The sequence below is a fragment of the uncultured Flavobacterium sp. genome (assembly GCF_963974175.1).
Lineage (GTDB): Bacteria > Bacteroidota > Bacteroidia > Flavobacteriales > Flavobacteriaceae > Flavobacterium.
Window position 1 is genome coordinate 372381 of sequence record NZ_CAXBBR010000003.1, and the last position, 11965, is coordinate 384345.

At 34.7% G+C, this 11965-nt stretch carries 7 protein-coding genes and 1 pseudogene; 6 read left to right on the plus strand and 2 right to left on the minus strand.

Features of this window, described 5'->3' with window-relative positions; all coding sequences use genetic code 11:
• The first annotated feature begins 30 nt into the window (after nt 1–30).
• Nucleotides 31–831, plus strand: a complete 801-nt coding sequence (locus AAC069_RS06775) for an NYN domain-containing protein (protein WP_091090289.1) — start codon at nt 31–33, stop codon at nt 829–831.
• On the opposite strand, the gene AAC069_RS06780 is transcribed toward AAC069_RS06775, so the two are convergent.
• A complete protein-coding gene (locus AAC069_RS06780) occupies nt 828–3203 on the minus strand; it encodes a 7TM diverse intracellular signaling domain-containing protein (RefSeq protein WP_339919727.1) in 2376 nt (791 codons plus the stop codon). The genes AAC069_RS06775 and AAC069_RS06780 overlap by 4 nt on opposite strands.
• 501 nt (nt 3204–3704) lie before the next feature.
• On the opposite strand from AAC069_RS06780, the pseudogene AAC069_RS06785 reads away from it, so the two are divergent.
• From AAC069_RS06785 to AAC069_RS06800, 4 genes and pseudogenes are all read left to right on the plus strand, one after another.
• Nucleotides 3705–4223, plus strand: a pseudogene (locus tag AAC069_RS06785) (glutamate synthase-related protein).
• Nucleotides 4224–4900: 677 nt separating this feature from the next.
• On the plus strand, nt 4901–5479 hold the full coding sequence (locus tag AAC069_RS06790; protein ID WP_339919728.1) for a non-canonical purine NTP diphosphatase: 579 nt from the start codon (nt 4901–4903) through the stop codon (nt 5477–5479).
• A 203-nt stretch (nt 5480–5682) separates the two neighbouring features.
• Nucleotides 5683–7608 (plus strand): DEAD/DEAH box helicase, encoded by a 1926-nt coding sequence (locus AAC069_RS06795; protein ID WP_091090303.1) that lies wholly within the window; start codon nt 5683–5685, stop codon nt 7606–7608.
• 86 nt (nt 7609–7694) lie between these two features.
• A complete protein-coding gene (locus tag AAC069_RS06800; RefSeq protein WP_339919729.1) occupies nt 7695–8462 on the plus strand; it encodes a carboxypeptidase-like regulatory domain-containing protein in 768 nt (255 codons plus the stop codon).
• 335 nt (nt 8463–8797) lie between these two features.
• Here the strand turns inward: AAC069_RS06800 and AAC069_RS06805 are convergent, their stop codons facing one another.
• Entirely contained in the window at nt 8798–10261 is a 1464-nt protein-coding gene (locus AAC069_RS06805; RefSeq protein WP_339919731.1) for an aminoacyl-histidine dipeptidase, read from the minus strand.
• Between the two features lie 627 nt (nt 10262–10888).
• Here AAC069_RS06805 and AAC069_RS06810 point away from each other — a divergent pair.
• A complete protein-coding gene (locus AAC069_RS06810; RefSeq protein ID WP_339919732.1) occupies nt 10889–11956 on the plus strand; it encodes a DUF3810 domain-containing protein in 1068 nt (355 codons plus the stop codon).
• The last annotated feature ends 9 nt before the right edge of the window (nt 11957–11965 follow it).

Below are 11965 nucleotides of genomic sequence, written 5' to 3' on the forward strand. Positions count from 1 at the left end.
TTGAATAAATATTTCAATTCGACTTAATTTATGGCACAAGATACAAAAGAATTAAAATTGGCTGTTCTAATTGACGCAGACAATGTTCCCTATAGCAATGTAAAAGGAATGATGGAAGAAATTGCCAAATACGGAACACCAACTACAAAACGCATTTATGCCGATTGGACAAAACCCAATGCAAATGGATGGAAAGGTGTTTTACTAGAACATGCCATAACACCTATTCAACAATATAGCTACACCGTAGGGAAAAATTCTTCAGATTCTGCCATGATTATTGACGCTATGGACTTATTGTATTCTGATAAAGTCGATGGATTTTGTATCGTTTCCAGTGATTCTGACTTTACGCGATTAGCGATTCGATTAAGAGAATCTGGAATGAAAGTTATTGGAATTGGAGAGAAAAAAACCCCTAATTCTTTTATAGTAGCTTGTGACCGATTTATTTACATCGAAGTTTTGGATGGTGCTATTCAGAAAAAAGCTAAAAAACGTTCTGCAGATACTAAAAAACCAGTTGGGAAACCCGTTGAAAAAACGATTGAAAAACCTATCGAGAAATCATCACTTAATAAAATAGACACACAAACCATAGAACTTATTGAAAGTACTATAGAAGACATTTGTGATGATGACGGTTGGGCTTTTCTTGGTGATGTCGGGAACTTTATAGTAAAAAGAAAACCCGAATTTGACCCACGTAATTATGGTTTCGCAAAGCTAACTCCGATGTTAAAATCCCTGACCGATATCCTAGAAATTGACGAAAGAGATTCAGAAAAAAAAGGGATCAAACATGTTTACGTACGATTGCGTTTTAGCTAGGCTAATTCCTTAACGATATCATATAAAGCTTCTTTTTTAATTGGCTTAGATAAATAATGGTTCATTCCTATTTCTGCGACACGTGATTTTGTGCTTTCCATGACGTCAGCAGTTACCGCGATAATAGGAATGTTTGCATTTTCTACTCCTACTTCACCATTTCTTATCGCAATTGTTGCTTCATAACCATCCATAACCGGCATTTGGAGATCCATTAAAACAATATCAATTTTATTTACCTTCAATACATCTAACCCTTCCTGACCATTATTAGCATAAAGAACAGTGGTGTTCAACCATTTCTTTGTGATCATCTTAATGACCATCTGATTCATCGCATTGTCCTCTACCACTAGAATAGTTTTTCCTCCCAAATCATAAACAGCCGGTTCAGAAGAAACTACTTCAATTCTTTTTGACTCGATAATATCATAATCAATTGAAATTTCACAACTTGTACCATCGCCCACTCTACTTTCCATTTTGATTGTCCCATCTTGCATATCGACTAACGTTTTAACAATGAACAACCCGAGACCAAGTCCTCCGAATTTTCTTTTATTATCGATATTATTTTGAGAAAACGAATCAAAAATACTATCCATTTTTTCTTTTGGTATTCCCACTCCTGAGTCAGAAACCTTCAATATTAAACGTACCTTATTATCCTCTTTCATCAGAACACTCACATTAAAATTCACAAAGCCCTCAGACGTAAATTTAATGGCATTACTAAGCACGTTATTTACAACCTGTACTAATCTAGTTTCATCTCCTTTAATAACCGCAGGCATATCATTTGAGATCGAAAATTGAAAGTCTAGCCCTTTGTCTTTCGCTCGTATTTCTGCATTGTTTTTTAAACCCTCTAGAATTTTCCCTGGGCTAAAGGTGATTTTCTCTAATTTCATTTCTTTTTTTTCAATTTTAGAAAAATCTAAAATATCATTAACGGAACTCAGTAAGCTATGGGACGAATATTTTATGACTTGGCAATTCTTTCTGATTTTTTCATCTTCTACTTCATTCGACACAGAATCTATTAAATTCATGATTGCATTTAATGGGGTTCGCAACTCGTGGCTAATATTGGATAAAAAATAAGTTTTTAGATCATTCATCTCCTCTGAGCGAACCAAAGCAATTCGATTCAGCTCATTTTTTTCGTTTTTTAAACTTCTTATTAAATTAGACATCGAAAGTGAAAGGAAAATAACTTCCATGCCAGTTCCCAACTTAGAACTATTTTGAGTCAGAAAACTACTAGGAAGTAGTCCGAAATTATGCAATATAAATACGCTAAATCCAACAATCAAAAACAAAATACCGGCCGAGAAAAAAGAGTCTACCGGTTTTCTCTTGTAATACAGGTAAATTATAGAATATACGATCAAGACCAGGAATACTAGTGTAAGTACATTTACTAAAATATAGCAAAGCAACAAGAGTGAAGGAAATAAAATCACACAAGCTAATAATGTAAAGAGTAACACATAAGCAACATTAAACAAAATGTAAATCGTTCTACTGTACTTTTTTATTTTCAAAAATACTTCGCTATATTTTCCCGATAAAAAAACGGCAATTATCGCAATAAAAAGTATGGAATGGTTTGAAAACCACCCGCCAAAAGGAGTTACAAATTCATAGAAAAAACCATCTAATGCAAATTGCAAGAGACCTACAAAAACAACATATAAACTATAATACAAAAAGGTAAAATTCCCCAAAGCATAAAAGAAAAAAAAGTAAATTACAGCCACAATTGCCAAAATGCCATAAAAAAATCCGAAAACTAATTGTTCAAAAGAAATCTTCTGCATAAAGTTATCGGCCGTGCGCAAAATCAACGGTATCTTAAGCACTTCTCCATCACTTTTTAAATGCAGAAATAATTTTAAGTTTGACTTAGACTGGATGTCAATTTTAAAAATGGTCCTGCGATTATCATATGCTCTTTTTGAAAAAGCTAAGACATCTCCACTTACTGCCTTTGAAATTTTACCAGAAACTTCGTCAATCGTATATAACTCCACTAGATCCGTTATCGGCAATGCAGTTTCTAAATAATAATGTAAGTCTGAATCAGTTGGATTTTGAAGTGTCAAATTTGCCCAAAAATTATTTTGGGTAAATCCTAAATCATCGTTTGCCGTTTTTAATGCTCTAGGATTCAATGCATCATAATGACTCATTATATATTGAATATTTAATTCTTTCTGCCCCACATCGGCAATAGTCGCATACTTATGTAAAGATATTTCCTCAGGCAATGTATCAGCCTGAAATACATATTGCGAATATGTATTGCTAAAAATGAGCATAAAAAAGAAAATCATAAAAGCATTACTCGCGGTGGTATATTTTTTCATTCTTGTATTTAATTCTTTATATTAATCGTATTTACGTAGAAACTGCATTTTAAGTTTTACTAATTCATTTCCGTTTATGCAATTATAGAATATTTTTTATAATAATTAAATATACGAAAGAACTTATATTCATACTAAATTAGAGGTTTACAAAAATCGTTGCTATGAGAATGGAATTTTTCGTTTATGGAATTGCCGCCTTTGTTATTAGTAGTGCAGCGCATTTCTACTTTAACAATGGCTACTCCTACCTATTTATTAGTACTATTATTTATTGGGCTTTTAAATAACAACCAGACCAAACATGTCATTCTTAGAAATTTCTCTATTATAGGTTATTTTAGATATTCCCTTGAAACTATTGCGCCATAGATACAACAGTATTTTATTTAACGAAATACTGATGGAAAACCTACTGGCTTTAAACTATACTTCGGTCAGACAAACGAATTTGAATTAATTTGCCAAGAAATTATACTGCAGAATTGTTTTCCAGACTTTATAACGGTTGATAGTGCTGAGAGTGGAACAGGTGCTGCACCACTCCTATTTTCAGACGCTGTAGGAATGCCATTTGAACCTGCACTAACCTTTGTTGACAAAACATTAATCAGCCTAAATATTCGAGATAAAATACGCGTAATATGCAGTGGCAAAATAATCTGAGGTTACTCCATAGTTAGAGCAATCGCAATGGGAGCTGATATGCACAACAGCGCCAGAGATTTTATGTTTTTATTATGCTGCATTCAGTCATTGAGATCAATAACAATACCTGTCCTACGGGGAGTTGCTACACAAGATAAAATGTTAATGAAAGGCTTGGTTGTAACAGATAAGTCAGAACGCATTTTTCGTTTCCACAAAAACACCTTACATCTAGCAAATGAACTACTTGCAGCAGTAGGGAAATCAAGTTATGAAGAGGTTGACGGTAGTATCTTTATGCATGGGGATGAATTCACATATCTCTCTGATTTGTATTTCCTAGACAACTTGGGAAGCGTTACGAAGTACTAAGGCAAACTTAGATGTTTAAAAAAAAGGAGGGCTATTAAAGCCCTCCAATTGTTAGTTCTGATTTACCATTATCAACTCATACCTATAATATAGTATAGCTGAATATTGCGTTATCATTCTCATGTGAAGATTGAAATACACAAGTAATTAATCAAAACCACATATCAAAGATACAAATAATTCCAACAAAACCATTGTAAATCAACACCTTAACCGATAATTAACTTTAATTCAGTACGGCTTTACACAATTGTCAATTATGTCGACAATTCATTTATTTATAGTCATCAATTGAGTTCTTTTTATACTAATATCAAATTACTATGTAAATACCAGATTAATGAGGAATCCTATTCTCACGATTAACTCCAATAAAAAAGGAGGTCTTTTTACAGACCTCCAATATTTAGACTTTGGTTTATCATCATCAACTTATACCTTTCGATATAACTGATTATCAAATACGCTACTCCTTGCAGATGGCCATAATCAATAACAAACCGAAGTCATACTCAAAGATACGACACACACCACCTTAATACATTGAAAAATAGTATTTTAACTTTGATTTAACGCCTTTAAAAAAAATAAAGAAATCCCATACAATTAAGCAAACCAATATAACTGAGACCTATTTCAAAAAACACTTACCTTTGATACATCCAAAATAAAAACAAATGAAACTCGTCTTCGCTTCAAACAACAAAAACAAAATAAAGGAAATTCAACAACTACTTCCATCAAGTATAGAAATAGTAAGCTTGGAAGATATCGGTTGTCATGAGGAGATTCCAGAAACTGCTGACACTATAGAAGGGAATGCCATATTAAAAGCTAATTATGTAACTGAAAAGTATGGCTACGATTGTTTTGCTGATGACACAGGACTCGAAGTGGAAGCCCTGAACGGAGCTCCCGGGGTATACTCTGCCAGGTATGCGGGTGAACAACGCAGTTCTGAAGACAATATGGATAGACTACTGGAAGCCTTATCTGATAAATCCAATAGGAACGCGCATTTCAAAACGGTAATTACGCTAAATATAAAGGGAAACCAATATCACTTTACAGGTATAGCCAAAGGCCAAATATCCTTAGCCAGAGCCGGAAGTGAAGGTTTCGGTTATGATCCTATCTTTCAACCTGTAGGGTATAAGGAAACTTTCGCGGAACTATCGTCTGCATTAAAAAATCAGATCAGTCACAGAGGAAAGGCAACGCAACTACTAATCAGCTTTTTGAAAAATGAAAAATAAGTGTTAAAATCCAACGATTTTAATTCGGAAATTTGCTGTTCGCACTCTTATTTCTTTATTCAAATCCAAATTCAGAGCGCTAAATCTAAAAATAAAAATCTAACTTTCTGATAATCAAATAATAATAAAACGCCAAAACTTGAAATAGCATTAGTTTATCTCAAATATTAACAGTACTTTTGCACCCTATTTTAAAAACACATATGAATAAATTTGAACAATTAGGATTGAGTGAATCGTTACTGAAGGCGATTTTAGATCTAGGATTTGAGAATCCGACCGAAGTACAGGAGAAAGCGATTCCCCTATTATTGGAAAAAGACACAGATATGGTTGCGTTGGCTCAAACAGGGACAGGGAAAACGGCAGCATTTGGATTTCCAGTTATTCAGAAAATTGATGCCGACAACAGAAATACACAAGCATTAATTTTATCTCCAACACGCGAACTTTGTTTGCAGATTACCAACGAAATTAAAAACTACTCTAAATACGAAAAAGGTATTAATGTGGTAGCAGTTTACGGTGGAGCTAGCATAACAGACCAAGCAAGAGAAATTAAGAGAGGCGCACAAATTATTGTGGCAACTCCAGGAAGAATGCAAGATATGATTAACAGAGGATTGGTAAACATTTCTCAAATTAATTATTGTATTCTTGACGAAGCTGACGAAATGTTGAACATGGGTTTCTACGAAGATATCGTAAACATCTTATCAACTACGCCAGACGAAAAAAACACATGGTTATTCTCGGCTACAATGCCAGCAGAAGTTGCTAGAATTGGAAAACAATTCATGCGTGACCCAATTGAAATTACTGTAGGAGCTAAGAATTCAGGTTCTGCTACGGTTTCACATGAGTTTTACCTTGTAAACGCACGTGACCGTTATGAAGCTTTGAAACGTTTAGCTGATGCTAATCCAGATATCTTTTCTGTAGTTTTCTGTAGAACAAAACGTGATACACAAGCTGTTGCTGAGAAATTAGTAGAAGATGGATACAGCGCTGCTGCATTGCACGGAGATTTATCTCAAGCGCAACGTGATGGTGTAATGAAATCTTTTAGAGGAAGACAAATCCAAATGCTTGTAGCTACTGATGTTGCAGCACGTGGAATTGACGTTGATAACATTACTCACGTAGTAAACTATCAACTACCTGACGAAATAGAAACTTACAATCACCGTTCAGGTCGTACTGGTCGTGCTGGTAAATTAGGTACTTCTATTGTAATTGTAACTAAAAGCGAATTACGTAAGATTTCTTCTATCGAAAGAATCATCAAACAAAAATTCGAGGAAAAAACAGTTCCTTCAGGAATCGAAATCTGCGAAATCCAATTATTGCACTTAGCTAATAAGATTAAAGATGTAGAAGTTGATCATGAAATTGACAACTATCTTCCTGCAATTAATAACGTACTTGAAGACTTATCGAAAGAAGAGTTAATCAAGAAAATGGTTTCTGTTGAATTCAACCGTTTCATCAACTATTACAAGAAAACTAGAGACATCTCTAATCAAGCTTCAGGTTCTGAAAGACGTGATGACAGAGATGGTGCTCCAAGAGATAATAATGGTGGCGCAACAAGATATTTTGTGAACATAGGTTCTAGAGATAACTTCGATTGGATGTCATTAAAAGATTACTTGAAAGAGACATTAGACTTAGGTCGTGATGACGTTTTCAAAGTAGACGTAAAAGAAGGTTTCTCTTTCTTTAACACAGATCCTGAGCATACAGATAAAGTTATGGAAGTATTGAATAACGTACAATTAGAAGGACGTCGTATCAATGTTGAAATTTCTAAAAATGATGGTGGCGGAAGACGTGACCACAACGGAAGAAGTTCTGGTGGTGGTTTTGGTGGCGGAAGAAGTTCTGCTCCAAGAAGAGAAGGTAGTTTTGCACCAAGAAGAGAAGGTTCTGGTGGTGGTGGTTTTAGAAGCGATAGAAACTCTGCTCCAAGAGAAGGTGGTTTCGGCGGAAGAAGCTCAGCTCCAAGAGAAGGTGGTTTTGGCGGAAGAAGCTCAGCTCCAAGAAGCGAAGGTTCTTCAGACAGAGCTCCTAGACGTTCTGAAAGTTTTGGTGACGCACCTAGACCAAGAAGACCAAGAAGAGACTAACATCTATTGTTAATTTTCTTATAATTATAAGAGAACTATAAAATATTTAATCCTGTTTTACTACTTTTAAAGTTTTAAATCAGTTTATGAAATATTTTATAGTTCTCTTTTTTTTAGCACTATCCTTAACCGCAACTGCACAAGAGATAGTTCACTCCCAAAAAGTATCCGGTTTTATCTATAACGACAACACTAAGTCGGCATTGATTAATGCAAATATTATCAATATCAATAAAGTTAGAGGAGCTCGAACCGACTCTAATGGTTATTTTGAAATTGATGTCCAACCAACCGATACTTTACACATTTCCCTTTTAGGATTTCAATCACTGCGAGTTAAAGTGACAAATGACTGGATCAAAAACAAAGTAGCTAAAATCTTCCTGACTGAGAGTGCTATTGCGCTTGAAGAAGTAGTAATTAGACCATTCAACTTAACAGGATATCTAGAAGTAGATTCAAAAACAATTCCTACAAGCGAAAATTACCGATATAGTATTTCTGGCTTAACACATGGATATGAAGCTGGTGAATACTCTCCAAATGCATTTGGAAGAGTTCTCGGCTCCATTTTCAACCCCACAGATATGCTTTATAATTTCTTTGGTAAAAACCCAAAAGAATTAAAAAAATTAAAAGAAATGAGGAAGGACGATACAGTGCGTAATCTTTTAGAATCTAAATTTGATAGAGAGACCCTTGCGGTACTTCTAGGGATTGATAAAAAAGAAATACCCGAAATATTGCAGCGCTGTAATTACTCTGAATCCTTTATTAAAACTGCAAATGACCTACAAATAATGGATGCTATTAGCGGCTGTTATGAAGAATATAAAATCTTGAAAAAAAGGTAATTAAGCTACATTCTCAATTTTAATGAATCACTTACATAAAAACTATATATCCCCAATTACTAACGTGATAGGGGGTTTTTTAAAATAATATTTAGAAGAAACCAAAATATTACATACATTTACTTACATTAAACAAGAAAATCCAAATACTGATATCATGGCAAAAAGTCAAGACGCGAAGAAAACCGCCAAGAAAGAGCCTCTTAAAACGGCTAAAGAAAAGAAAGAAGAAAAAAGAGAGAAAAAAAACGCTCCCAAAAGAGAGTAATTCTTTTAAATAACAAACCCTCGTTTATTACTAAACGAGGGTTAATTTTTATAATTGAATCCAATTGTTATTTTACAGGAATATTTGCTAAAATTTCCACCAAAAATTTCCAGAATTTTTGAGATGATGAAATACTCGCTCTTTCATCAGGTGAATGCGCTCCACGAATAGTTGGCCCAAAAGAAATCATATCCATCTCTGGATAATTTGTTCCCAGAATTCCACATTCTAAACCTGCATGACAGGCAACAACGCTTGGTTTTTCACCCGTTTGTTTCTCATAAATAGGCACTAACACATCTAGAATTTCAGATTCAGCATTTGGTGTCCAACCAGGATACGATCCTGCAAGCTCCACTTCACATCCCATTAATTCAAAAGCGGATGTCAAAGCATTCGCTAAATCAAACTTAGCCGTCTCTACAGACGAACGCGTTAAACACTGTACAGACAGCTTTCCTTCTCCTAAAACAACTTTGGCTATATTATTAGACGTTTCTACTAAATCAGCAAAGTCAGCGCTCATTCTATACACGCCGTTGTGAGCAGTATACATCGCTCTCACAAAATAATACTGAGCAATAGAAGGCATTACTTTTGCCGGTGTAGTATCCAGTTTCTCAAAAACCACCTCTAAGTTAGGTTCAGTCGTTTTTAATTCTGCTTTTATATCATTAACCACTTGCTGCATATCAAACACAAATGCTTCATCAAATACCGAAGCAATAATTACTTGCGCCACACTTTCACGTGGAATAGCATTACGAAGGCTTCCTCCTTTAATTTCAGCAATTTGCAATCCAAAATTATCAAAACCATCAAATAACAAGCGGTTCATAATTTTATTAGCATTCCCCAGTCCTTTGTGAATATCCATTCCTGAATGCCCACCATTTAATCCTTTTACAGTAATTGAATACCCTACAGAACCTTCAGGAGTTTCCTCTTCATCGTACTCAGCAGTAGCAGTAACGTCAATTCCACCAGCACAGCCAATGTCGATTTCGTCATCCTCTTCTGTATCTAAATTCAAAAGAATTTGTCCTTGCAGAATTCCGCCTTTTAGATTCAAAGCACCCGTCATTCCAGTCTCTTCGTCAATAGTAAACAAAGCTTCAATAGCAGGATGCGCAATATCAGTGCTTTCTAAAATTGCCATAATTGCGGCAACACCTAATCCATTATCTGCTCCAAGCGTAGTTCCTCTAGCACGTACCCAGTCTTCGTCTACATACATATCGATTCCTTGAGTATCGAAATCAAAAACAGTATCCGAATTTTTTTGGTGCACCATATCCAAGTGCCCCTGCATTACTATCGCTTTACGGTTTTCCATTCCTGGAGTCGCTGGCTTGCGAATAATAACATTACGAATATCATCTTCAAAAGTCTCTAAACCTAGGCTTTCACCAAAGTTTTTCATGAACTCAATCACTCTTTCTTCTTTTTTTGAAGGACGAGGAACGGCATTCAAATCGGCAAACTTATTCCAAAGTGCCTTTGGTTCTAAATTTCTTATCTCTTGACTCATTTATTGTTGTTTGAAGTTTAACATTTTTAAAGCTCAAAGTTACAAAGTTTAAAATCGTTTTCAGTGTTACGCGCCAATTTCTCATCTAAAAACAACTACTATTTTTTTTGGGGCGTGCCACCACTCTAAAAAGGCGCTTACTTATTTTTGGGCTAAATACGCCCCTTTCTATAGTGCTGTCAGGTGATACGCACTACTTTGGTAGTTAGCTCCTCCCCTTCACGCGAGCAACTGCAAATAGATAATGTTCAAGAGAGAAAATTAGCAATCTTATTCATAGCGAGGCATCAGATAAAAAAAATCACAAAGTGAAGCTAGAAAAGTATACCTATAATGTATTTCAGCAAATGTGATTGCTTCGCTCCTCACAATGACCCGTTTTTTGGATTTTGTATTTGCAATTTACTGGTTCTTTAGGTTTACTTTGTGGTTCTCTGTGAAACAAAAACTTATATGACTTATCTGTTTAAAAAACTTCGCAAATGGCGGCCCTCTGTCTAAGAATGGCCGTGAAAGAAAACGTATATGACTTATATGGTAAAAAAACTTAGTGTCTCTCAATGAAACAAAAAGTTACTATATTTACCATTCACACAAAAGCAGCAATGCATAATAAAATTTCGCTTAGTGAAACAAAAATTCATTCTTCCTTTTCTCCTTATTGTCCAAATAATTCTTCTGCAGATCATTTCGTTTTTCCCCGAAAGCGTGGAGCGTTATTATAGTAATGGCATCTATTTGATCCTATCTCAATTTTCAAGAGCAGTATTAGGCAGCATTCCTTTTTCGTTAGGGGATTGTCTTTATTTCGTTATAATTTTAGTTGCTGCAAAATGGTTCTGGAACAAAAGAAAATCCTGGAAACTAAATTGGAAAGACAATAGCCTGCAGTTACTCAGTTTTATCTCTGTTTTTTATTTTTTGTTTCATATGCTTTGGGCATTAAACTACTACCGAAAACCACTTTTTGAAAAAATGGAAATTAAAAAAGAGTATACGAATGCTGACTTGTTGCGTTTTACTAAAAACTTGATTGAAAAAACGAACCAAATTCAACTACAAATCACAAAATCAGATAGCGTAAAAGTGGATTTTCCGTATTCTCAAGAGCAGGCTTTTACAATGAACTTAAATGGTTACAATAACTTATCGAAGCAACATCAAAACTTTCATTTTCTAAATTTAAGCACTAAAAAATCATTATTTAGCGTACCCTTAACTTACATGGGATTTAGTGGTTATTTAAATCCTTTTTCGAATGAGGCCAACGTAAACTATTTAGGCCCGATGTATAGCTTCTCGATGACAGCCAATCATGAAATGGCGCACCAGATGGGATTTGCCAGCGAAAGTGAATGCAATTTTATTGGTTTCCTTGCTTCGGTAAAAAATGACAATTTGTATATTAAATATTCAGGCTACAGTTACGCTTTGAGGTACTGCTTAGGAATTTTGGAATATAGCAACGAGGAATCATTTGACCACTTACTAAAAACGGTTCATCCTGGAATATTAAAAAACTACCAGGAAAGCATCAATTTTAGAAAGGAACATAAAACACCTGTCGAAACTGGTTTTTATCTATTTTATGATCAATTCTTAAAATTGAATCAACAGCAAGATGGTATCCAGAGTTACAGTAAGTTTGTGAATTTGATGGTGAATTATTACAGTAAAAAAAATAATGAGTTATAAAAACAATTC